The 22,991-nt window shown below is 35.4% G+C and carries 19 protein-coding genes and 1 tRNA gene; 5 read left to right on the top strand and 15 right to left on the bottom strand.

All coding sequences use genetic code 11. The features are described 5' to 3' along the window. Positions 1-44 precede the first annotated feature (44 nt). The 4 genes from M0214_RS03935 to M0214_RS03920 all read left to right on the top strand — a co-directional run bounded on the left by M0214_RS03935 (position 45) and on the right by M0214_RS03920 (position 5,191). Positions 45-896 carry a GLPGLI family protein gene (locus tag M0214_RS03935; protein WP_248724169.1) on the top strand — a complete coding sequence of 284 codons (852 nt, stop codon included), beginning with the start codon at positions 45-47 and terminating at the stop codon, positions 894-896. Positions 897-1,003: 107 nt separating this feature from the next. After that, positions 1,004-1,861: a GLPGLI family protein gene (locus tag M0214_RS03930; protein WP_248724168.1), complete on the top strand. Its 858-nt coding sequence runs from the start codon at positions 1,004-1,006 to the stop codon at positions 1,859-1,861. 96 nt (positions 1,862-1,957) lie between these two features. Beyond that, positions 1,958-4,669 (top strand): TonB-dependent receptor, encoded by a 2,712-nt coding sequence (locus M0214_RS03925; RefSeq protein WP_248724167.1) that lies wholly within the window; start codon positions 1,958-1,960, stop codon positions 4,667-4,669. Positions 4,670-5,108: 439 nt separating this feature from the next. After that, a tRNA-Tyr gene (locus M0214_RS03920) sits at positions 5,109-5,191 on the top strand. A gap of 767 nt (positions 5,192-5,958) precedes the next feature. On the opposite strand, the gene M0214_RS03915 is transcribed toward M0214_RS03920, so the two are convergent. From M0214_RS03915 to ilvD, 9 genes are all read right to left on the bottom strand, one after another. Then, the gene (locus M0214_RS03915; RefSeq protein ID WP_248724166.1) at positions 5,959-7,224 is read right to left on the bottom strand and encodes a hypothetical protein; all 1,266 of its coding nucleotides are present in this window, start codon (positions 7,222-7,224) and stop codon (positions 5,959-5,961) included. 42 nt (positions 7,225-7,266) lie between these two features. Then, positions 7,267-7,650 carry a hypothetical protein gene (locus M0214_RS03910; protein WP_248724165.1) on the bottom strand — a complete coding sequence of 128 codons (384 nt, stop codon included), beginning with the start codon at positions 7,648-7,650 and terminating at the stop codon, positions 7,267-7,269. Between the two features lie 4 nt (positions 7,651-7,654). Beyond that, a complete protein-coding gene (locus M0214_RS03905; RefSeq protein WP_248724164.1) occupies positions 7,655-8,041 on the bottom strand; it encodes a hypothetical protein in 387 nt (128 codons plus the stop codon). Positions 8,042-8,201: 160 nt separating this feature from the next. Next, positions 8,202-8,720: a plastocyanin/azurin family copper-binding protein gene (locus M0214_RS03900; RefSeq protein ID WP_248724163.1), complete on the bottom strand. Its 519-nt coding sequence runs from the start codon at positions 8,718-8,720 to the stop codon at positions 8,202-8,204. Between the two features lie 97 nt (positions 8,721-8,817). Further along, positions 8,818-10,083, bottom strand: a complete 1,266-nt coding sequence (ilvA, locus tag M0214_RS03895; RefSeq protein WP_248724162.1) for a threonine ammonia-lyase IlvA — start codon at positions 10,081-10,083, stop codon at positions 8,818-8,820. Positions 10,084-10,201: 118 nt separating this feature from the next. After that, positions 10,202-11,677 carry a ketol-acid reductoisomerase gene (ilvC, locus tag M0214_RS03890; RefSeq protein WP_248724161.1) on the bottom strand — a complete coding sequence of 492 codons (1,476 nt, stop codon included), beginning with the start codon at positions 11,675-11,677 and terminating at the stop codon, positions 10,202-10,204. Between the two features lie 65 nt (positions 11,678-11,742). Beyond that, positions 11,743-12,273, bottom strand: a complete 531-nt coding sequence (gene ilvN / locus M0214_RS03885) for an acetolactate synthase small subunit (RefSeq protein ID WP_248724160.1) — start codon at positions 12,271-12,273, stop codon at positions 11,743-11,745. 96 nt (positions 12,274-12,369) lie between these two features. Further along, positions 12,370-14,103, bottom strand: a complete 1,734-nt coding sequence (gene ilvB, locus M0214_RS03880; RefSeq protein WP_248724159.1) for a biosynthetic-type acetolactate synthase large subunit — start codon at positions 14,101-14,103, stop codon at positions 12,370-12,372. A gap of 48 nt (positions 14,104-14,151) precedes the next feature. Beyond that, positions 14,152-15,834, bottom strand: coding sequence for a dihydroxy-acid dehydratase (gene ilvD / locus M0214_RS03875; RefSeq protein WP_248724158.1), 1,683 nt, complete (start codon positions 15,832-15,834; stop codon positions 14,152-14,154). A gap of 801 nt (positions 15,835-16,635) precedes the next feature. Between ilvD and metK the strand changes: the two genes are divergently transcribed. Further along, the gene (metK, locus tag M0214_RS03870; protein ID WP_248724157.1) at positions 16,636-17,889 is read left to right on the top strand and encodes a methionine adenosyltransferase; all 1,254 of its coding nucleotides are present in this window, start codon (positions 16,636-16,638) and stop codon (positions 17,887-17,889) included. Between the two features lie 180 nt (positions 17,890-18,069). On the opposite strand, the gene M0214_RS03865 is transcribed toward metK, so the two are convergent. From M0214_RS03865 to M0214_RS03840, 6 genes are all read right to left on the bottom strand, one after another. Next, complete coding sequence (locus M0214_RS03865) at positions 18,070-18,498, bottom strand: nuclear transport factor 2 family protein (protein ID WP_248724156.1); 429 nt, start codon at positions 18,496-18,498, stop codon at positions 18,070-18,072. Between the two features lie 80 nt (positions 18,499-18,578). Further along, positions 18,579-19,082 (bottom strand): DOMON domain-containing protein, encoded by a 504-nt coding sequence (locus M0214_RS03860; RefSeq protein WP_248724155.1) that lies wholly within the window; start codon positions 19,080-19,082, stop codon positions 18,579-18,581. Between the two features lie 257 nt (positions 19,083-19,339). Continuing rightward, a complete protein-coding gene (locus M0214_RS03855; protein WP_248724154.1) occupies positions 19,340-19,768 on the bottom strand; it encodes a MarR family transcriptional regulator in 429 nt (142 codons plus the stop codon). A 125-nt stretch (positions 19,769-19,893) separates the two neighbouring features. Beyond that, positions 19,894-20,676, bottom strand: coding sequence for a DUF1080 domain-containing protein (locus tag M0214_RS03850; protein WP_248724153.1), 783 nt, complete (start codon positions 20,674-20,676; stop codon positions 19,894-19,896). A gap of 20 nt (positions 20,677-20,696) precedes the next feature. Beyond that, on the bottom strand, positions 20,697-21,281 hold the full coding sequence (locus M0214_RS03845; protein ID WP_248724152.1) for a gluconate 2-dehydrogenase subunit 3 family protein: 585 nt from the start codon (positions 21,279-21,281) through the stop codon (positions 20,697-20,699). Further along, entirely contained in the window at positions 21,278-22,990 is a 1,713-nt protein-coding gene (locus tag M0214_RS03840; protein WP_248724151.1) for a GMC oxidoreductase, read from the bottom strand. Before M0214_RS03840 ends, M0214_RS03845 begins: the two co-directional genes overlap by 4 nt. Position 22,991 lies beyond the last annotated feature (1 nt).

The following is a 22,991-nucleotide window of genomic DNA, read 5'->3' as shown; positions in this document are numbered from 1 at the left end:
TTTAATAATTTAGTATATTTGTTAAACAAAAAAATCTAACTCTCATGAAATCTGTTCTAAAAATAATCTCCTTTTGTATCGTTCTGTTAGGTTCAGTTTGTATACATGGTCAGGAGTTTCAAGGCAAAGCCTATTACCAATCTAAGTCTGCCTTAGAACTTGGCAGATGGGGAGCTACAATGAGTCAGCAACAAAAAAAGCAAATAGCAGCCCGACTGAAAAACAGATTGGAGAAAACGTTTGTTCTAACTTTTAACAAAACAGAATCTACATACAAAGAAGAAGAGGTGCTCGATGCTATTTCTGGAGCAACAGATTCTTGGGGGAAAAACTTTAGGGCAGGTACACAATATAAAAATGTTAAGGATAACAAGATTGTACAGCAGCAGGAGTTTTATGGTAAACGATTTGTAATCGACGATAACATTCAAAAATTTAACTGGAACCTTGGTACTGAAACCAAAACTATTGGAAACTATACTTGTTACAAAGCGGTATGTTTAATTCCTAGTTCAGATTTAGAATGGTGGTCTTTTTCTTGGAGTAAAATGAGAAAGCGAGATGCGAATAAAGAGGCAGCGACATCTTCAGAAAATAATGAAGGAGACCAGAAACCCGAGGACATTGAAATGACTCAAATAGTAGCATGGTATACACCAAAAATACCTGTCAGCCATGGGCCTTCAGAATTTTGGGGTTTGCCTGGTCTCATTTTAGAGGTTAGCTACAACGGCACCACTGTTTTATGTTCTAAGGTGGTTATCAACCCTAAGGAAAAAAACAAGATTGAAATTCCGGAAAAAGGTAAATACGTCTCAAAAAATGAGTACGTCGATATCATCTTCAAAAAGATGCGAGAGTTTAGAGAAAATAGAATAGGCAGGAGTACTCGATAAGCTTCGCATTTTTATTTAACTAAAAATTAACGTCTACGATTTAAACTATGAATTTGTATTTTGGTCTTAGCATTATAATCTAGATTAACCAATTAACAAATCCATAGATGAAACAATTACCATTAAAAATCGCGATGCTATTCATTGTACTATTGATGTCTAACTCAATAGTAGCGCAAGATTTTCAAGGAAAGGCGTATTACAAATCTAAAACCACGATAGACATGGCCAACTTTGGTAGGCCGGGCATGGATGAAGAGCAAAAAAAGCGTATAGCTGCTAGAATAAAAAGCGCTCTCGAAAAAACGTTTATTCTAACGTTTAATAAATCAGAATCTATTTATAAGGAAGAAGAAACACTAGACGCACCGGGCGGCGGTGGCGGTGGTTTCCGAACCATGATGATGGGAAACTTCGTGGATGGTAACCAATATAAAAATATTCAGAATCGCAGTTTCTTGCAAGAACGTGAAGTTTTCGGTAAAAAGTTTTTAATCAAAGATTCCATTCCTTCTTTTGAATGGAAAATGACCGGAGAAACTAAACAAATTGGTCAATACACCTGTTTCAAGGCCATAGGCAAAAAGATAAAATATGGTTTGGATGTTAATTTTAGAAGACCCAGACCAGGAGAAGAACAACCAGAAGAGCAACCAGAGCCTAAGCTCGATGAGATTGAGGTTGTGGTTTGGTATACGCCTCAGATTCCGGTAAGTCAAGGTCCAAGTGATTATTGGGGATTGCCGGGTTTAATTCTTGAAGTTAACGAAGGGAGAACCACAATACTGTGTTCTAAGATAGTCATGAATCCTAAGGAGAAAGAAGGTATTAAAGTGCCATCAAAAGGTAAAGAAGTAAGCCGTGCTGAGTTCGATGAGATATCAAAAAAGAAAATGCAAGAAATGCGCGAAAACTTTAGAAGAGGTGGTGGCCGTCCAGGTGGCGGAGGTCGTGGCCGAGGCTAACCCTTATAACACATCATAAACTCACAGGTAATTTAACTAACCAGTTTTGCATTGTGCTTACGAGCTGCTTGTGCATTATAAAACCGAATAATTTCCATGAAACAATATCTTCTACTAATACTTCTTTTTACGGTTGGGTATACTTTTGCTCAAATTAGGCTTGAGGGTACCGTAAAGGATAGTATAGGCACACCGCTAGAGTTAGCAAATGTTATAGCTATAAACCAAGCAACACAAAAATTGGATGCCTATGGTATCACAAATAACGAAGGGCGTTATAAGCTATCTGTAGAAAAAAATACAGCCTATACCATTCAAGTAAGTTACGTTGGTATGAAAACAGCCCAAGCGAGTCTGGAAACTAAGGACGCGCCTGTGATTAAAAATTTCACATTGCAAGTTGATAATGCTCTTGAAGCTGTAGAACTTGTTTACGAAATGCCCGTAACCGTTAAGGGTGATACCATTGTATATAACGCCGATTCTTTTAAATCTGGTACCGAACGGAAATTAGGAGATGTTTTAAAAAAGCTGCCCGGAGTAGAGCTTAACGACGATGGTGAGATTGAGGTGGAAGGTAAAACGGTTGGAAAGGTTATGGTAGAGGGAAAAGATTTCTTTGATGGTGATTCTAAACTGGCCGTAGAAAATATTCCGGCTAATGCCGTTGATAAAGTTGAAGTTCTTAAAAATTATGCTGAGGTTAGTCAGTTAAGAGGTGTAACCAATAACCAAGATAACATTGCCATAAATATAAAACTGAAAGAAGGCAAAAAGAAATTCTGGTTTGGAACGGTTACTGGAGGCATTGGTGATTCGCCAGATGAAACCTTGTTCTTGGCTCAGCCTAAGTTGTTTTATTATAGCCCAGAATATAGTATAAACCTTATTGGGGATTTAAATAATATTGGCGAGGTGGCTTTTACACGTAGAGACTATTTTAAATTTACAGGAGGTTTTAGGTCGCCCAGCAGGAGCAGTGGAACGAACATTGATTTAGGTAGTAATGATATTGGGTTTTTAACGCTTCAAAATAACCGAGCTAAATACATCAATACCAAGTTTGGGGCAGCCAATTTTAGTTATGCACCAAAAAAGACTCTAGATTTTAGCGGGTTTGCCATTTTTTCTAATAGTAGAACCGATTTACAAGAGAACCGCTCTATTACGTTTACAAACCCAGATTTGAATGTTCCAGACGAAGATACCGAGAGTAATACTACGCAGAGAAGCGATTTGGGCATGTTAAAACTGAGTGCCAATTACAAACCCAATGTAAATAATCAGTTGGATTATGATGTGTTGGCAAGAACATCAAAAGAATCTCAAAATCAAATTTTTGTGTCTTCTGTAATTGGTGATATCGACCAGAACGAGACCATAACACCCTTTAGTATAAATCAGAATCTTAATTATTATTACACGTTAAACGATAATAACATTTTTGCTCTCGAAGTGCAGCATTTATTTCAGGATGAAGACCCCTTTTACAACGCTATTCTCGAGGATAAAGCCAATTACGAAAATACGGCTAATGCTTTGGGGTTAGAAAATGCACAAATAGACTATAATATTGCGCAAGAAAAACGCGTAAAGTCCAATCAACTGGATGCGAAGATAGATTACTGGAATGTTCTAAATACCAAAAGTGATTTAAACTTCACTTTAGGAACAATTTATAGTGAGCAGGATTTTAACTCAAATATCTTTCAGTATTTAGATAATGGCGATAGATTACAGTCAAGTACGAATATACCAAACGCACTAGATGGCAACGCCATTAATTACACGTTTAGTGATGTGTATTTGGGATTACATTACAGATTAAAACTAGGGATATTTACGTTTAGGCCTGGGGTTTCTGCCCATGCCTACAGTGCAAAAAACAACCAGTTTAATGTAAGCTACACCGATAACTTTTTTAGGCTTTTACCAGATTTTAATACACGTATTCAGTTAAAAAATAGTGAGCAGATTATTTTCAACTATCGCATGTCTACCAATTTTACAGATGTAAATCAATTGGCACGCGGTTTAGTTTTAAACAATTACAATGCGCTGTATTCTGGAGAACAAGAACTAGAAAGTGCCCTAGCTCATAATGTTAATTTATCGTATTTCAGTTTTAATATGTTTAATTATACCAATGTTGTGGGAAGGTTGAGCTATTCTAAAACCATAGATCGTATAAGAACAACATCACAGTTTCAGCCTGGCAGCGTGGTACGTGTTATTTCACCTTTTAATTCAGATTTTGCCGATGAAAACGCTAGTGCTTCAGGTAGAATAGAAAAGACTGTAGGAAAGTTTAAAGCTCGGGTAAACGGAAACTTCAATTATGCTAAGTTTAACCAGATTATTAACTCGGTGCGCTCTGTAAACGAAAATTACACCTACACCTACAGAACCAGTTTAAGTACCAATTTTAGGGAAGCGCCCAATTTTGAAATTGGTTACAGACATACAATTCAAGATAATGACCAAGGTGCCAATAGAACTAAGTTTTTTACACGAGCGCCATCGGTTGAGTTCGATGCTTTAATTTTAAAGAAATTTACCTTTAAGACCGATTATAGCTATAATAATTTCAGCGATGAAGAAAAAACCATAAATAGTTTTGAGTTTTGGAATGCATCGTTGTCTTACAGAAAAGACCAAGATAGCAAATGGGAATTTGAAGTTAGGGCTACTAATATTTTAGATACAAAAAGTCAAAATAGGAGTAATGCCGGTAATGTTTCTGTAAGTGCGATAGAGTACTTTATTCAGCCCAGATTTGTGACGTTTAGGTTGCGTTACGAGTTATAATTTTTTTTACATCTCTCTTACTTACTCCTTGTTAGGAGGTAAACGGTTGCTTCGTTTTTAATGATTAAGATGAGATGCTGAAACGAGTTCAGCATGACACCAAATAGGTCTTGCCAGCTTTGAGAAAAATCAATAAAGTAACTTGAGTTCAATGAAATTTTGCTTTTATTTTTGAAAATCAGCAAGTTATTAACTGTTGTCAGGTTGAGCGTAGTCGAAACCTAGTTTAAATAACGTTATTTGGATGCCTTTCGATTAGCTTCGCGAGGTACTTTCAATGAAAATATATTTCATTTCAGAAATGCTCAAGGTGACAAGTACTTATTTTTATTGAACTTTTTGCTATTCTTTATGTTGAATTTAAGCTGAACTCACGTTAAAGTAATCTCTTTTTTCTTTGGTAAAAATATTCAACAATAATATATTTGCGCTCGGTTTTGGGAAGATACTCAAGCGGCCAACGAGGACAGACTGTAAATCTGTTGGTTTTTACCTTCGCAGGTTCGAATCCTGCTCTTCCCACATTAACTCGAAAAGTCTACACGATTGTGTAGACTTTTTTTGTTTAAAAATATGCTGGAGTTTACTTCAAAGCATATTTTTAAACAAAAAAAGTAAACTGCGGTAGCAGTGAAGCTTTTCATCTGTTTATAATTTTTTGATTTCTAAATTTTCAAAAAATTATAATACATTCAGGAACTCTCATAAATTTTATTCAATAACTTGTTGAATTTGAAATGAATAAAATTCATGTTCGTTTCATTTTCAGGATTGGGACGAAAGGATATACAATCCTGCGCTTTCCCCAAAAGAAAAACGCACCATTAATTTAACTGCATATTCGTATTATACCTCGAAGCCTCAATAGATAGTTCTTTAAACAGCTGAATGATGATCATCCAGTTGGCAACATCTAATGTGTGGTTTTCGAAGAATGTTTTGTCGGCGATAAAAGGGTTTATTTTAATTTTTGAAAACGCCGATACCTTTGTTCCATAAGATAAAACCTCTTGTTCTTTGTGCGTTACGCTAGGTGTAGAACGTGCCTATCCAATACCGGACTTTACGGAGAATTCATAATTATAAGCCAGTTGCGGTTTTGTGTGGTTGAGAGAATTAAACGCGCTATGGTAAAACGGGGTGTTTGTTTAATGGTCGCGGATAGGAAACTAAGTTTGCTTTGTGGAAGTGAACTTGTCAGCCGAGACTAAGTTTTCTACAAACCGAAATTTGTGTAAATCAATGCCGACCTATGTTTTATGTCCATCTTAAGTTATACAGTGTATTTTTTATAATTCTTGTGAACTACCAATAACGATTTTTTCTGCAATTATTCGCATTAGAATTATCTCATGTGATAGCTCTTTATCGTGTTTAAATGGAAGATATTTTGTCTTGTCTGTTTCCTTGCTATGAACAATAGAATTTCGGGTCTTATAAATTCTTTCCCTTAGGTTTTTAAGGATTGACTGTCGCTCTTCATTAAAGTTCACTTTATTGCCTTTTGAAAAAGAAACTTCATTGGTCTTGTAGTAATCTAGAAGCTTTTCATCATAGGTTTTTATTTCTTGTTTTATTTCTTCAAAGTCTTCAATGAACTTGTCTAGAACTAGTCGTAAAGCTTCTGGTTCGTTAATCTGAAATTCTTCATTCTTATATTTTAACTTATCCTGAATGACTTTGATTAAACTATTAAGGTCTTTTGATCTTTTGTATGAAAAAGAAGGTGCGGTTAGTTTGTCTTGTACTGATTGGATAAGTTCTTCATTGTATATTTTCTCAAAGAAGTGTTCTAAGATATGGTAGAATGAAAGAAACTGTAAGTCAGCACTTTCGGCTGAGATTCCTTTTTGATAGAATAATATTAAGTCTTGAAGATACTTTCGCTTAGGTGCTTCAATGTCATCTATACTGGCTCTTCTTATCCTCCCTATCCTTATTGTACGGCTAAAATCTTCTGTAATATTTGTAGGAAGAAAAGAAAGGTCTGTATTAAAGCCAAGTGTGAAAAGAAACGAAGAAGTATTGCTTTCAAAATCTTTAAGATTCTTCTCGTTTTGAGAAGATATTTGTAAAGTTTGAAATCTTGGAATTGATTCTTTAAGAACCTCAAACAGTTCAAGAGTTTCATTCTCTTTGTTTCGGTAATACATTCTATTTCTTAGCCGATTAAGCGTTAAAGGTGGTCTGCCTAACCCTTCAGAATTTGCTAACTCGATTAAATTCTTAATAAAGAAGACCAAGTATTCGTTAGAAGGGGATTTTAAGAAGTAATCTAGTCCATTTACGTTGTCCTTTTTATAAATCTCATCTCTACCGCCATAATATATTCGCGAACCTTGACTTAATGAAACTTCATAGTATTTTGGAGAAAAAAGTTCGTAACCTTCAATCGTTGTAAAAGCATCAAGCTTTTCACAAGTTTCGCGATAAAGTTTCTTTTTTAGTCTTATTTCAAGTTCATCAAATCTATAGTATTGATAATGATTTGTATCCCTATCAATCTTCAGTTTGAAAAGTCGTTCAACGGATTCATTAAAGTCTGATAATTTCATTGTCTTTTTATATACGGCTTGTATAACGTTTTTTCATTTTATTTAACTTAATTTCCCTATTAAATATGCTAAAAGTGCAATTGCCAGAAATTTTAGAATTTCTAGTTTAAAATCTTTGGACTGTATTAACCACTCTTTCAATTGCCATTTAAGCTTCCAATATTGGGAAATATTTATTTTTAAAAAGATTAAAAATACTTCTTCATCTACCGATTTTTTTATGTAATACTTGCAATGATTATTCGATTTGTCTCTCTTATAAGTTTTAAATATTTCAAAATTATCGGCTAATGTTGAATTGGTTTCCAATGCTTTTATTCCTTTAAAGTTCTTGTTTTCTACTTCTTGAATTTTTCCGTGTTTGAAAAGCAACTTATGAGGTATTAAATCATTTGTTTTCCATTTAATAAATCCATTAACCCACATTTATTTATCGTTTATAATGATAATATAATATATCTCCATCACTTGAAAAGGTTAAAGGGATTACAAGACTTTCATTTGTTAAACCATTAAGTGTGAAATTTCTATCAAGGCCTTCTTCCCATTGATTAATCCTTATGGTTTTTTCATCCTGCATTTCCCAAGTACTTGAATGATTGAAGTAAGGTTCATTAATGTGGTTATAAGTGTTGTCGTTATTAATAGTTAGGATGTTGTCATTATCTGGATACATAGGTTCTTCATCATTAAATTGAGTATATTCCAGGTGCCATGTTCCAATTACAGATACAGGTTCATTATTTTTATCGTCAGAACTACAAGAGAAAGTTAACAATGTAAATAATGGGATAAATGTTATGATTATTTTTTTCATATGTGTTTTTTCAAAATAGATTACAACTTTTGGATATATGACATTTCTAAGTGTCATATCTTCTACAAACGAAAGTAGTCGAAATTTTTTACAAAATCAATAAACACCAAAAAAAAGAGACACAAAACGAGTCTCTTTTTTGTATGGTTTTAAGTTTGGTTTATTGCACAATAAACTTCCCTTTCATAACCCCATAATGGCCGGGGAAACTACAGATAAAATCGTAAGTTCCTGCAGCAGGTGCTTCAAACTCAATAGCGGTGGTTTGTCCGCCACCAATTAGTTTTGTATGGGCGATAATATCGTCTTTAGCATCGGTTGGGATATACTCGGTATCTCTTGCTATTGCCGCCTTAGAAGCAAAAGCATTAATATCTACACCTTTTTTTAAGATTACTACATTATGTCCCATAACGTTAATATCGGCCTTTCCTTTGTGGCGAAGTGTAAGCTTAACGTTTTGCCCTGCTTTGGCCCTAATTTCTGTTTTGTCGTACTTCATTAGGTCATCACTTGAAATAACAATATTAGCTACATCGGTATTTTGGGTCGTGTTGGTTTTTTCAGAAGTACTATTTTCATACGAAAACCCTTCTTTTTCTTTTTTCTTTTCGCCACCACAGCTTATTAATAAACTAAATATGATAAAGGAAGCAGCAATAGTTTTTAGATTGTTCATTTTGAATAATTTTTTATACTTGTTTTTTTTTAGAGTTTTTAAATATAACCATGAATGGATATAATTGTGTGCATAATTTTTCAGTGAAAAATTACAACTACACTAAGAACTGAAATAAATCAGGTTTGTCGTTAAGGTAATCGCCATAAAAATTATGGGCTTTCATTTTAGAGATTAAAGGCTCTAAATCTTTTGATGATTTTAACTGAATGCCCACAACCGCCGAGCCATTTTCCCGGTTGGTCTTTTTGGCGTACTCGAAATAGGTAATATCGTCGTTCTCTCCCAAAATGTCGACTACGAACTCTTTTAACGCTCCGGCACGTTGCGGAAACTTTATGATAAAATAATGTTTTAAGTTGGCATATAGCAAGGCACGTTCTTGGATTTCGGAAGTTCTGGTAATATCATTATTACTCCCGCTTACCAGACAAACCACGTTTTTGCCTTTAATAGCGTTAGCATAAAAGTCTAAGGCAGCAATGCTAAGCGCACCAGCAGGCTCTACTACAATAGCATCTTTGTTATAGAGTTCTAAAATAGTTTCACACACTTTACCCTCTGGAACGGTAATGATAGCATCTAAATTTTTTTTGCAGATAGGAAAGGTTAAATCGCCAACGCGCTTTACGGCTGCTCCATCAACAAATTTTTCAATTTTTTTTAGCTCGGTATTCTTGTTGTTTTTTATGGAAACCGACATGGAAGGTGCTCCTTCTGGTTCTACGCCTATAATTTTTGTGCTAGGGGAAAGTGTTTTAAACACTGATGATAATCCTGCTGCCAATCCGCCGCCACCAACGGGTATAAAAATATAATCGATAGGGGCTTCGGCTTGTTCTATAATTTCCAATCCAATAGTAGCCTGCCCTTCAATAACCTTTTTGTCGTTAAAAGGATGAATAAAGGTCTTTCCTGTGTCTTGTACTTCGGTCATTGCAGCATGGTAGGCATCGTCAAACGTGTCGCCCACCAATTGTATTTCAATAAACGCGCCTCCAAACATTTTAACCTGTTCTACCTTTTGCTTGGGTGTTGGTGTGGGCATGTAAATGGTACCCCTAATCTGCAATAATTTACAAGATAATGCCACCCCTTGCGCATGATTTCCGGCGCTAGCGCAAACCACGCCGTTTTCGGAATCTTTTACAGAAAGGGAACTTATTTTGTTGTAAGCGCCTCTAATTTTATAAGAACGTACTTGTTGTAAATCTTCTCTTTTAAAGTATATGTTGGCGTTAAATGAATTAGAATACCTTGTGCCATAACTCAATGGTGTTACCGCCGATACTTTTTTAATCGTTTCTGCGGCTTGCTTTACATCATTTAAATCTGGAAAGTAAGTAGAAGTTTTGTTGCTCATCCGCGTTGTTTTATTTGGTAAATGCAAGTTACATAATTGCATTATTATTAAATCTATAAAAACAAAAAACCTCATGAATCTAAGACTCATGAGGTTCTATATTTAAAATATATAATTCTTAAACGATAGGCTTCATTGCAGTCATAGACTCTCTTAAGAACGTTCCAATTTTTTCAACTGGGTGTGCTCTTAACGCAGCATTTACCTCGATTAATTTGGCGTTATCCACACCTTCACCATTATCTTTAGCGTAAGGTTTACCAATTACATCTACATCGATACCTTTCATGAAGTCTTCTAGTAAAGGCTTACAAGCATGGTCGAATAAATAACATCCGTACTCAGCAGTATCAGAAATAACACGGTTCATTTCGTATAATTTCTTTCTAGCAATCGTGTTAGCAATTAAAGGCGTTTCGTGTAAAGACTCGTAGTAAGCAGACTCGTCGATAATTCCAGACTCAACCATAGCTTCGAAAGCTAATTCTACACCAGCTCTTACAAGGGCTACCATTAATACACCGTTATCGTAGTATTCTTGCTCTGAAATCTCAACATCTCCAGCAGGAGTTTTTTCAAAATTAGTTTCGGCTGTAGCGGCTCTCCATCCTAATAAGTTAGCATCGTCGTTAGCCCAATCTGCCATCATTGTACTTGAGAATACACCTTCCATAATGTCATCCATATGCTTTTGGAATAATGGACGCATAATGTCTTTTAATTCTTCAGATAATTCAAATGCCTTGATTTTAGCAGGGTTAGACAATCTATCCATCATGTTTGTAACACCACCGTATTTCAAACCTTCTGTGATAGTTTCCCAACCGTACTGAATTAATTTGGAAGCATAACCAGCGTCGATTCCTTTTTCAACCATTTTGTCGAAACATAGAATAGAACCTGTTTGTAATAAACCACAAAGAATGGTTTGCTCACCCATTAAGTCACTCTTTACTTCGGCAACGAAAGATGATTCTAGTACACCAGCTCTATCTCCTCCAGTAGCAACAGCGTAAGCCTTAGCTTGTGCCCAACCTTTTCCTTCTGGATCGTTATCTGGGTGAACAGCGATTAAGGTAGGTACTCCAAATCCTCTTTTGTATTCCTCGCGAACCTCAGATCCCGGACATTTAGGAGCACACATAATAACGGTGATATCCTCACGGATTTTCATGCCTTCTTCAACAATATTAAAACCATGAGAGTATGATAATGTAGCACCTTTTTTCATTAAAGGCATTACAGCATTTACAACATTGGTGTGTTGTTTATCTGGAGTAAGATTACAAACTAAATCTGCTGTTGGAATTAATTCTTCGTAAGTCCCAACGTTAAATCCGTTTTCAGTAGCATTAACAAAAGAAGCTCTTTTTTCTTGAATTGCTGCTCCTCTTAATGCGTAAGAAATATCTAATCCAGAATCTCTCATGTTTAAGCCTTGGTTTAACCCTTGGGCTCCACAACCTACTATTACTACTTTTTTGCCTTTTAATGCATTAACTCCATCTGCAAACTCTGATGCATCCATGAATCTACATTTAGACAGTTGGTCTAATTTACCGGCTAATGTAAGTGTGTTAAAATAATTTTCCATTGTAATTATGTTCTTGTTTTAATACTTGATTTTACCCAAAGAAGGGTGCTTGTTTGATTTTTTGTTTAACTTTTAATTTCTGATAATAATTCGGAAATTTTCATTTCGTCTTTTGTAACGGCAATTCTACCAGAACGCACAAACTGCATGATGCCAAAAGCATTTAAATCTCTTCGTAAGGCTTCGATTTCATGGCGTCTTCCAGATTTTTCCAAAACAAAAAATTCTTTGTTTACCGTTACGATTCTGGTATTACTTTCTTTAATGATATTTTGAATTTGAGGTTCTTCGAATAATAATTCAGACTTAATTTTGAACATGCAGGATTCTGTAAAAATAGTTTCAGAATCTGTATGGTAGTAGGCCTTGATGACCTCTACCTGTTTTTCTATTTGTCCAACGATTTTCTTCGCTTGCGTTTCAGTCATTTCAACCACAATAACAAAACGATTAACGTTTTCAATTTCAGATTGTGAAGTCGTGAGACTTTCAATATTAATGTGTCTACGTTGAAAGATAGCCGAAATACGGTTTAATAAACCAATCGTGTTTTCGGTATATACTGAAAATGTAAATGTTCTTATTTCTTCGTTCATTTTTTAAAAGATATTAGAGAAAAGATGAAAAGAGAAAAGATTTTTACTATCCGATTTCTATCTCTTTATTCTTTTGTCTTGGTTCTTTATTCTTCTTTAGCTTAATCTAACATCAGATACCGAGGCACCTGATGGAATCATCGGGAAAACATTATCTTCTTTTTCTACACATACTTCTAAGAAGTAAGATGATTTAGAAGCAATCATTTCCTTTACGGCATCTGCTAATTCTTCGCGTTTTGTTACACGTTTGGCTTCAATGCTATATCCTTTTGCAATGGTTACAAAATCTGGATTGGTCATTTCTGTAGACGCATAGCGTTTATCGAAAAACAGCTGTTGCCATTGGCGAACCATACCTAAAAATTCATTGTTCAAAACTACAATTTTTACCGGTACTTTTTGTTGGAAAATGGTGCCAAGTTCTTGGATGTTCATTTGATAACCTCCGTCTCCAATAATAGCAACGACCTCACGCTCTGGTGCTGCCATTTTAGCGCCTATGGCTGCTGGTAAGGCAAATCCCATGGTGCCCAAGCCGCCAGAAGTAATATTACTTTTGGTTTTATTGAATTCGGCATAACGGCAAGCGATCATTTGGTGCTGACCAACATCTGAAACGATAGCTGCATCTCCTTTACTGTGCGTGTTGATTTCCCTAAGAACCTCACCCATGGTCAAGCCCTCTTTTTCAGGAAGGATGTCGTCTTTAATGACCTTTTCGTACTCAATCTTATATAAATCCTTAAACTCCTGATGCCATGCCTCATGTGAGTTCTCGTTCAATTCATCTAACAGTAAGGCTAAGCTTTCTTTAGAATCGCCAAGTACAGCAACATCGGTCTTTACGTTTTTATCGATTTCGGCAGGATCTATATCGAAATGTATGATTTTAGCCTGTTTGGCATAAGTATTCAAACTCCCGGTAACACGATCATCGAAACGCATACCAATAGCAATTAGAACATCACATTCGTTAGTGAGTTTATTTGGCGCATAATTACCATGCATACCTACCATACCAACATTAAGCGGATGAGACGTAGGAATGGCAGAAGCACCTAAAATAGTCCATGCTGCTGGAACTCCAGATTTTTCAACTACCGCCTTTAATTCTTCTTCGGCTTTACCCAAGATAACGCCTTGTCCCCAAACTATAAATGGTTTTTTGGCATTGTTTATTAATTCTGCAGCTGACTTAACCGCGTTAATATCTGTTTTTGGAACGGGTTTGTAACTTCTTACACTGGTACATTTCTTATATGAAAAGTCAAATTCCTGAACCTGTGCATCTTTAGTAATATCGACTAAAACAGGTCCTGGTCTACCGCTTCTTGCGAGATAAAAAGCCTTGGCCATAACCTCTGGTATATCTTCGGCTCTGGTCACTTGGTGGTTCCATTTTGTTACAGGTGTGGAAATACCCACAATATCGGTTTCTTGAAATGCATCACTACCCAATAAATGAGAGAAAACCTGTCCTGTAATACATACCAAAGGTGTAGAATCGATTTGTGCATCTGCAATTCCTGTAACTAGGTTTGTAGCTCCTGGGCCAGATGTAGCCATGGCGACTCCTACTTTTCCAGATATTCTGGCATAACCTTGTGCGGCATGTGCAGCACCTTGTTCATGACGTGTTAAGACATGGTGAATTTTGTCTTGGTATTTGAATAGCTCATCGTAAACCGGCATAATGGCACCGCCTGGGTAGCCGTATAAAATATCCACGCCTTCTTCTATCAAACATCTAATGATGGCTTCACATCCTGTGATACGTTCTGTTTTAATAGTAGCCGTTTTATTGGTTTCCTTGGTTTCAGTATTCATTTTTTATAACTTTTTGCCTGTAATATAGCGTGCAGGCATTATATGATTTTAATATTTATCGGTAACACACCCTTCTGAAGCCGATGCTACAGAGCGTGCATATTTGAATAATATTCCTTTATTGAATTTTAATGTTGGAGCTTGCCATTTGGATTTTCTCTCTGCTAGTTCTTCTTCTGAAACATTAAGCGTAATGCTGTTGTCAACGGCATCGATAGTGATTGTATCCCCTGTTTCAACTAAAGCTATAGCGCCTCCAACTTGAGCTTCTGGGGTAACGTGGCCTACAACAAAGCCGTGTGTTCCTCCAGAAAAACGCCCATCTGTAATTAATGCTACAGACTTTCCTAAACCAGCCCCCATAATCATAGAGGTTGGTTTTAGCATTTCTGGCATACCAGGTCCTCCTTTAGGACCTACATACCTAATGACGACTACATTGCCTTTTTCTACTTCGCCATTAGAAATTCCGTCGTTTGCTTCTTGTTCGCTGTTATAAACAACTGCTTTCCCTTCGAATGTTAAACCTTCTTTTCCAGATATTTTGGCTACGGCGCCTTCTTCAGCAAGGTTACCTTTTAAGATTTGTAAGTTTCCAGAAGATTTCAAGGCTTTGTCTGTGCTATATAGAACATCTTGCTCTTCGAATTCCATAGCTTCTACATCTGCAAGGTTTTCAGCCAAAGTTTTACCAGTAACAGTCATACAGTCACCATGTAAAAATCCTTTTTCGAGTAAGTACTTCATAATTTTTGGAGTTCCTCCAATACCATGAACGTCTTCCATTAAGTATTTCCCAGAAGGCTTCAGGTCACCAATTAGAGGCGTTTTGTCACTAATTCTCTGAAAATCTTCTAATGTAAATTCTATATCGGCGGCGTAAGCGATAGCCAAATAGTGTAGTACAGCATTAGTTGAACCGCCAAGTGCATTAACTAAAGTAATCGCGTTTTCTATAGATTTCTTAGTAACTATATCTTTTGGTTTTAAGTCTAATTCCAAAAGGTTTTTCATGGCTTGGGCAGTGCGCTCAGCCTCGGTTAGTTTACTTGGGTTGACTGCTGGGATTGAAGAGTTATAAGGTAAAGCCATACCCATACATTCTATAGAGGATGCCATGGTGTTAGCGGTATACATGCCTCCACAGGCTCCTGCTCCAGGAATAGATTTTTTAATTATTTCCTTGTATTCAGCCTCGTCGATTTCACCAGCTATTTTTTGACCTAATGCCTCGAAAGCCGAAACGATATTTAATTTGCGGCCTTTATATTTTCCAGAAGCGACACTTCCACCATAAACCATAATGGATGGTCTGTTAAGTCTTAACATGGCTATTACAGCTCCTGGCATATTTTTATCACAACCAACAACACCAATTAAGCCATCGTAAGCCATACCGTTTACTACAGTCTCCATAGAATCTGCAATAATGTCTCTAGAAGCTAAAGAGTACTTCATACCTGGTGTCCCCATAGATATACCGTCTGAAACACCAATGGTTCCAAAAGTTAATCCAACTTGCCCCGTTTTATTTATTTGCTTTTTAATTTCGGCAGCAATATCGTTAAGGTGCATGTTGCATGGATTTCCATCGTATCCTGTGCTACCAATAGCGATTTGAGGTTTTTTTAAGTCTTCCTCGGTCATACCTGTAGCGTACAACATTGCCTGTGATGCAGGCTGAGATGGGTTTTGAGTAACTGTTTTGCTGTATTTGTTAAGTTCGCTCATGTTTCTTATAAATAATTTTAAATCTTATTCGGTTTTTTTGATGATATGCCAGCAATTTTAAGAGTTTTAGTAAAATATGCTGATTTTCAACAAACGAAAATAAACCTTTAGCTTATTTAGTTATTTTTTTAGTGAATTTGTAGGTTAAATTCATAGGGGGCAAAAGTTTGTTAATATACTGTTTTACAGTGTTATAACTTGTTTTTTTTATGATGTTCAATACTGAAAAAAAATATTGAAAAATTACCAAGATTTGTTCGGAGAAACAAAATATTGGATTTCATCAAAAATTAATTACTGTTTTAGGGAATATCAATAGACTTGAGTTGAGGTGGTTTTGTTAATGAACAATTTTTCAATTACATATTAATTTCTGACTATCAAAATCAGTAAAAAGTAAAAATTAAAATCGATTTTAATAAAATTAGAATAGAGTAATACCTATTTTTGAAATCTTCTTAATAAATTCGTGTTTCGCATTTTTATTTTGTGTTTTTTATATAATCTTCTGTAAATCAAATAATTAAATTTTTGTAATTCAATATTTGTATTAAAAACAATCACTTTGTCGATAAAAAATATACTTTAATCGATAAAAAAATAGAAATTTTTATTGTTTTATAAAGAATTTTCATATTTTAGCCCATGTAATAACAGAGGAAAGATTTGACTGATTGCAACCTCTTCTGATACGATATTTGAATTGAAAAGCTCTCAAATTAATTCAGAATAAAAATGCTAAAGGCAGTGAAAACTCCCTGAGACGTATTCGTCAAATCCTACTCAAAAAAACCCAAAAAAATGTCATATTTATTTACTTCGGAAAGTGTTTCAGAGGGACATCCGGATAAAGTAGCAGATCAAATTAGTGATGCGCTAATCGATAATTTTTTAGCTTTTGATACAGATTCTAAAGTAGCTTGTGAAACTTTGGTAACAACCGGGCAAGTTGTTCTTGCTGGAGAAGTAAAATCTACCACCTATTTAGACGTACAAAAAATAGCTAGAGAAACTATCAATAAGATTGGTTATACGAAAGGGGAATATATGTTCGACGGGAATTCCTGTGGCGTATTCTCTGCCATTCATCCGCAATCTCCAGATATCAACCAAGGTGTTGATCGTGCAACCAAAGAAGAGCAAGGTGCTGGGGATCAAGGGATGATGTTTGGTTATGCTACAAATGAAACCAAAAACTACATGCCATTGGCATTAGATTTATCACACAGAATTCTTAAAGAATTGGCGGAGCTACGCCGTGAAAATAAAGATATTACTTATTTAAGACCAGATTCTAAAAGTCAGGTGACTATAGAATATAGCGATGACAATGTGCCTCAAAGAATTGATGCGGTTGTTGTGTCTACTCAACATGACGATTTTGCTGATGATGATACCATGTTAAACAAAATTAGGGAGGATATAAAAAATATTTTAATCCCTAGAGTAGTGGCTCAGTTACCGGAAGCTACTCAGGCGTTGTTCAATGATGACATTAAATATCATATTAATCCAACAGGAAAATTTGTTATAGGTGGACCACATGGTGATACAGGATTAACAGGAAGAAAAATTATTGTTGATACTTACGGCGGAAAAGGTGCTCACGGAGGTGGGGCTTTTTCTGGAAAAGATCCTAGTAAGGTAGATAGAAGTGCTGCATATGCGACACGTCATATTGCTAAAAACTTGGTTGCAGCAGGTGTGGCTGATGAGATTTTAGTTCAAGTAAGTTACGCTATTGGAGTTGTTGAGCCAATGGGTATTTTTATTGAAACCTATGGGTCGGCTAATGTTGACTTAACTGATGGTGAAATTGCTGAAAAAGTATCTCAAATATTCGATATGCGTCCTTATGCTATAGAGCAACGATTAAAATTACGTTCGCCTATGTATAGTGAAACAGCTGCTTACGGGCATATGGGAAGAACTAACGAGGTAGTTTCCAAAACTTTTACTCAAGGAAATGGAGAGAGTATAACTCTAGATGTTGAACTGTTTACTTGGGAAAAATTAGATTATGTAGACAAGGTAAAAGAGGTTTTTGGTCTCTAATTTCCAAATCGATAAATATCAAAAAAAGACTGTCTCGAGACAGTCTTTTTTTATTCGTTTTATTTTGGGTTGTTTACGGTTAGAGTATGAAAAGGAGCTTACTAAAAACTAACATTTCATTTTTAAAGTAAAAAAAGTGCAAATCTAAAGATTTGCACTTTCCTAAGGTTTTAATGTACCTTATTTTATTACAGGGATATCACTCACAAGTTTCCATTTTCCTTCTTTATTCTGTATTAAACAAAGAATAGCAACAAATGTCATTTTTTCTCCTTTAAAGGTTACCTTGACGCTTGCAGATGAACCGTTAATTGTAATGTTTTCGAAGTTTAATTGACGTTTGTCTCCTCCAAATTCTTTTGATTCAATTTTTTTAAGATATGTAGATTTGTCCATAATAACAACAGACTCACTTCCAAATAGACGATTCATAACTATTCGATAATTATCATCTAAATACATAGCCAATTCTTGCGAATCATTTTTGTCTCCTGCTTTTGCAAAGGCTGTAATTACTTCTTTTATATTTTCAAGTTCTGAATTTTGAGAACTGCAACACAAAGCAGAAAATATGAAACAAGTCAAAACGATTTTTTTTATTGATTTCATTATAATTTTGTTTTTATTAATTAATACTCTTTTTTGTTAAATAATTTGATTAATGATAATTCATTTCCTTCATAATTTTTTTAAAGTTTAACGTTAACTGATGTTCTCATGATAGAGTGATGCTGAAAATCATCCTCTTGACTATATGCCATAATCATATAATACTTCATGCCTTCTGACAGGTCTTTTTGATATTTACTTATTGAAGTTGTTGGAAGTGAAAATCTAATGGTAGTTTTACGAAACTGTTCTTTACCTTCAATATTTTCAACTTGTGGATTAACTCCAAATTTTGATATTGGGTCATAGTTGCCTGGACTTTTTGTGTAATATTCAACAAGATTAACTTTGTCTTTAACCACATTTCCCATAAGTAAATACGCTCCTGAAATTCCAGTTTTTGTATTGAAACCTATAGTTACCCAACCGCTAGTAGGAGCGGCCATTTCAAAGTGTATTCTGTCATTTTTGAAATGCCAACTTACAGTCATTTTATTTTTGGTGATGCTTTTATTTTCATTTTCTTGGGCATTACAAGCCGCAGTAAGTAATGCCATAAGCATTGTCATTATTTGTTTCATCATTATCTGTTTTTTGTTTTTGCTATTATTTATATTTCTACAAGCAGCTCTTTTCTTGCTAAGTTTACAGCTCTAGTTAAAGACGTATTAGTTTATTTTTTTTTTTTTTGGATAGTAATTTTTTTATGATTCGTCAATTTTCTATTCTTTTGGGATTGTTTTCTTAGAACAACTTTTCGTCATTTCAATACACACTTTAGTTATTATATATTTGGTATAAAATCAATTATTGATATATCAATTTATATATTAAAAAAATATTATGCCATGTTTTTTCTAATTTTCAATAATAGATTGCTCAAAAGATTGAGCTCATCTGTAGTAAGATTTTCTATGCTTTTATTTCTGTGAGATTGTATGAGTTTCATATTATTGTCAATAAACTGTTGTCCTTTTTTTGTTAAACATACGTGGTAGGTTCTTCTATTATTAGGTAATGATTTTCTCAACAGAAGTTCCTTTTTCTCTAATAAATCAATAGTACGTGTTATTGAAGCGGTATCACGATAAGATTTTTCAGCTATATCTCTTTGTGAAAGGTTTGATGATTCTGAAATAATTTTCAGTATAATCCACTGCTCTACAGTAATCCCTAGTTTGTTTTTGTTGAATTCTTTTTGTGAGTACTGTTTAGAAACCTTGCTAGTTAAGTCTATTTGAAATAATATAACATCTTCTATCTTTTTCATGAATGAAAATTTATAAGTACAAATATAACAAATATATTGATATATCAATAATTGATTTTGTTAATTTGTCTTGACAGATTTGTAATTGGTTAAACTATCTGTTTCAGTTAAGCTAGATGTGAGTTTTATTTCAACTCCAATAATTCAATATTCTTAAACTCCACTGGATGACTTTCACTCTGTAGTGAAATATAACCGTCTTTTAAGGGTTGGTTTTCTTTTGGTTTCCATTTATCTCCTGTGTTTACCGCACCACCTCCAATATGTGGTTTTGTGTAATGTAAAACCTCTTTGCCATTTATAAAGTGTTTGATAATGGAATCGTTTCTAACCTCAATTTCAACATTTACCCATTGCTCACCATGAAAGGTTTTTGATGATGATTTTATAATGTGCTCAGTAATTAAGGAATCTTTGTAAAACACGTGTGTTCCGGGTGTGCATAAATTTCCTGTGGGGCGTTCATCTAGACCATTTCCGCCAAGTAATTGGACTTCAATACAAACAGGAAAGTTTTGGTTTATCTCCATGCCCTTTGGGTCTTCACAATGAATCATAATGCCACTATTTCTGAGTGCCCAAGCCTTACCTCCAGAAACTTGTTGACCTGTAAATCGATAATCCATTCTAAATTTGTAGTTGCTATATGGTGTTTTGTAGAATAGATGTCCGAAGGCATTGTTAAAAGAATCGTAGGCTTTATAAGAAACTTTTAATAGGCCATCTTCAACGATAAATGTGTTTTTGTAATTGTCACCGAATTCATAACCCATTATTTTTGGGGTCCAACCTTCAAGATTCTTTCCGTTAAATAATGTTACCCAGTCTTTTTTTTCTTCATTGGTTTTACAGGAATAGCATGTTAATGTTATAAAGAGTATTAATAAAGTGTTTTTGAAGTGTCTCATAGTAGGTGTGATGTTTCTTTTTATAAAGACCAGGCTTTGCCATTGGTTTCTTCAATAGAGATGCAACCCTTTTGTACAGCAGGGATAGGGTCATAGGCTAGAATGGTTTCCCCAACCAATTCACTGGTTTTAAAAGCCCAAACCGTTTGGTTTCTTAAGTTTACCAAGGATTTGAATACAAGGTTTTTTTCTTTTTTAAATAAGATTTCTTCCTCTTTTGAAGGTTTTAAATACTTGTCCAATATAGTCGTGTAGTCTTCGTTAGTTAAATCTTTAGCTCCAGATTCAGGAATTGGTAATTCCTCCATGATGCTGTTTATACCTTTGCTGTACTTCTCCTTGGCTTCAATGTCATAAACTTTGGATGCATAAAGATCTAAAAATTCAGGGATATTAACATCTAAAGCTCCCGGTGTAGATTGGGTTTTTGGTAGTATAAAATCTACTAATTTGGTAATGACTATACTTTCTTCAATAGAAAAGAAAATGGGAGTCCATGTTTCGGTATCATTCGTACAGCTTTGTAAAATACTTAAAGCACTAGGTGCAATGGCAGAATACCCAAGTGTTAAACCAATTTGTTTTATGGCATCTCTACGTTTCATGAGTGTTTGGTTTTAAATTGTTTAACAGCATGATTTGCTGCTCGGGCAGTTATTGCCATATAGGTTAATGAAGGATTTTGACACCCTGCTGAGGTCATACAGGCGCCATCAGTTACATATACATTGGTTACACTGTGAATTTGATTGTACTTATTGAGTACCGATGTTTTAGGGTCTCGACCCATTCTAGCAGTTCCCATCTCGTGAATCCCTATACCTGGGGCGTTTTTTCTATTAAAGGTTTGAATATTTTTAAAACCCGCCTTTTCTAGCATTATGGCTGCTTGCTCAACGATATCTTTGCGCATGTTTATTTCGTTTTCTTTCCACTCAGCATCAAACGTTATTGTTGGTAACCCCCATTGGTCTAATTTTTCATAATCCAAAGTCATTTTATTCTCGTGATAAGGAAGGCACTCACCAAAGCCGCCAAGCCCCATACGCCATGGTCCAGGTTCTAGTAATTTTTCTTTAAAATCTGCACCATAACCAAGTTCTGCTACGTGTTCAAAAATACCTCGTCTTCCTGCTCCGCCTTGATAGCCATACCCTCTTAAAAATGCTTTTTGTTCGCTAGCTTTGTCGCCCAGGTTTCTAAAACGAGGAATGTAGATGCCATTGGGTCTTCGTCCTTTATAGTATTTGTCATCAAAACCGTCAATAGTTCCAGAAGCCCCTGATCCTAAATGGTGATCCATTATGTTGTGACCTAATTCTCCAGAATCATTACCCAATCCGTTTGGAAATCGGGAAGATTTCGATTGCATTAAGATAGAAGCCGATGCAATGGCAGAAGCGCAACAGAAAATAATGTCGGCTTCAAACTCTAATTTTTCTTTGGTTTCTGCATCAATTATTTTAACGCCTGTTGCTTTTTTATGTGTATCATCATACACAATTTCATAGGCAATAGAATGAGGTCTCAAAGTCATGTTTCCAGTACGGGCAGCAGCAGGTAGTGTAGACGCATTACTGCTAAAATACCCACCATAAGGGCATCCACGCCTGCATCTTGCTCTAAATTGGCATTTGCCTCGTCCTTCGCGAGGAGTGCTTCCTGTATCATTAGCAACTCTTCCGATAGTTAAAATACGTCCTTGGTTTTTTGCCATTTCAGCTTTAAGATGTTCTTCAACACAATTAAGTTCCATAGGAGGTTCAAAAACACTATCGGGTAATTGTGGCAGACCCAATGCCTCTCCGCTAATGCCAACATAACGCTCTACGTAACTGTACCAAGGTTCTAAGTCTTTATAGCGAATTGGCCAGTCGACTCCGTGACCATCTTTTATGTTGGCTTCAAAGTCCAAATCGCTTAATCGGTAAGATTGCCTGCCCCACATAATCGAGCGTCCACCAACGTGATATCCTCTCATCCAATCAAATCTTTTTTTCTCGTTATAAGGGTGTTCTAGGTCATTAACAAACCAATGTCTGGAATCTTTTTTAACCACATAGCTTGTTCTGGCTTGCTTGAATTGTTGAGCAAGTTCTTCGGCTGTGGGTTCACCGTGAAGTTCCATATCCCAAGGGTCTAGATGTGCTGTAGGATAGTCTTTAATATGTTCTACCATTCTACCTCTTTCCAGTACCAGAGTTGTAAGTCCGTTTTCGCACAATTCCTTTGCGGCCCATCCCCCCGTTATACCTGTTCCTATAACGATAGCGTCGTACTTACTTAATGTTTTTACAGAATTATTTATGCTCATA

Source organism: Seonamhaeicola sp. ML3, from assembly GCF_023273855.1.
In the GTDB taxonomy this organism is placed as follows: domain Bacteria; phylum Bacteroidota; class Bacteroidia; order Flavobacteriales; family Flavobacteriaceae; genus Seonamhaeicola.
This window is presented reverse-complemented; position numbering and strand designations above follow the sequence as displayed.

What these genes read in the sequence shown, in the direction of transcription:
- M0214_RS03935 (WP_248724169.1), top strand. Translation starts at nt 45, where the DNA reads ATGAAATCTGTTCTAAAAATAATCTCCTTTTGTATCGTTCTGTTAGGT.
- M0214_RS03930 (WP_248724168.1), top strand. Translation starts at nt 1,004, where the DNA reads ATGAAACAATTACCATTAAAAATCGCGATGCTATTCATTGTACTATTG.
- M0214_RS03925 (WP_248724167.1), top strand. Translation starts at nt 1,958, where the DNA reads ATGAAACAATATCTTCTACTAATACTTCTTTTTACGGTTGGGTATACT.
- M0214_RS03915 (WP_248724166.1), bottom strand. Translation starts at nt 7,224, where the DNA reads ATGAAATTATCAGACTTTAATGAATCCGTTGAACGACTTTTCAAACTG.
- M0214_RS03910 (WP_248724165.1), bottom strand. Translation starts at nt 7,650, where the DNA reads ATGTGGGTTAATGGATTTATTAAATGGAAAACAAATGATTTAATACCT.
- M0214_RS03905 (WP_248724164.1), bottom strand. Translation starts at nt 8,041, where the DNA reads ATGAAAAAAATAATCATAACATTTATCCCATTATTTACATTGTTAACT.
- M0214_RS03900 (WP_248724163.1), bottom strand. Translation starts at nt 8,720, where the DNA reads ATGAACAATCTAAAAACTATTGCTGCTTCCTTTATCATATTTAGTTTA.
- ilvA (WP_248724162.1), bottom strand. Translation starts at nt 10,083, where the DNA reads ATGAGCAACAAAACTTCTACTTACTTTCCAGATTTAAATGATGTAAAG.
- ilvC (WP_248724161.1), bottom strand. Translation starts at nt 11,677, where the DNA reads ATGGAAAATTATTTTAACACACTTACATTAGCCGGTAAATTAGACCAA.
- ilvN (WP_248724160.1), bottom strand. Translation starts at nt 12,273, where the DNA reads ATGAACGAAGAAATAAGAACATTTACATTTTCAGTATATACCGAAAAC.
- ilvB (WP_248724159.1), bottom strand. Translation starts at nt 14,103, where the DNA reads ATGAATACTGAAACCAAGGAAACCAATAAAACGGCTACTATTAAAACA.
- ilvD (WP_248724158.1), bottom strand. Translation starts at nt 15,834, where the DNA reads ATGAGCGAACTTAACAAATACAGCAAAACAGTTACTCAAAACCCATCT.
- metK (WP_248724157.1), top strand. Translation starts at nt 16,636, where the DNA reads ATGTCATATTTATTTACTTCGGAAAGTGTTTCAGAGGGACATCCGGAT.
- M0214_RS03865 (WP_248724156.1), bottom strand. Translation starts at nt 18,498, where the DNA reads ATGAAATCAATAAAAAAAATCGTTTTGACTTGTTTCATATTTTCTGCT.
- M0214_RS03860 (WP_248724155.1), bottom strand. Translation starts at nt 19,082, where the DNA reads ATGATGAAACAAATAATGACAATGCTTATGGCATTACTTACTGCGGCT.
- M0214_RS03855 (WP_248724154.1), bottom strand. Translation starts at nt 19,768, where the DNA reads ATGAAAAAGATAGAAGATGTTATATTATTTCAAATAGACTTAACTAGC.
- M0214_RS03850 (WP_248724153.1), bottom strand. Translation starts at nt 20,676, where the DNA reads ATGAGACACTTCAAAAACACTTTATTAATACTCTTTATAACATTAACA.
- M0214_RS03845 (WP_248724152.1), bottom strand. Translation starts at nt 21,281, where the DNA reads ATGAAACGTAGAGATGCCATAAAACAAATTGGTTTAACACTTGGGTAT.
- M0214_RS03840 (WP_248724151.1), bottom strand. Translation starts at nt 22,990, where the DNA reads ATGAGCATAAATAATTCTGTAAAAACATTAAGTAAGTACGACGCTATC.